At 38.8% G+C, this 263-nt stretch carries 1 protein-coding gene; it reads left to right on the forward strand.

Features of this window, described 5'->3' with window-relative positions:
• Positions 1-263 (forward strand): DUF1542 domain-containing protein (locus tag HMPREF2930_RS07345; protein WP_141744511.1); only part of this gene is annotated, 263 nt, incomplete at both ends.

A 263-nucleotide genomic window follows, 5' to 3' on the forward strand; every position in this document is an offset into this window, starting at 1 on the left:
CAAACACCAGATGCGACAACAGAAGAAAAAGAAGCAGCTAAAGCGAAAGTAGACCAAGCAGTAACGGAAGCCAAAGCTCATATCAATGAAGCAATAAATAATTCAGGTGTGGATGAAGCAAAAACAAATGGTACAACTACAATCAATGCAATCCAACCAGAAGTAATCAAAAAATCAGAAGCAAGACAAGCAATCGATGATGCTGCAAGAGCCAAGAAAGAAGCAATTGATCAAACACCAGATGCGACAACAGAAGAAAAAGA

Source organism: Staphylococcus sp. HMSC068C09, from assembly GCF_001813735.1.
Taxonomy (GTDB): Bacteria; Bacillota; Bacilli; order Staphylococcales; family Staphylococcaceae; genus Staphylococcus; species Staphylococcus hominis.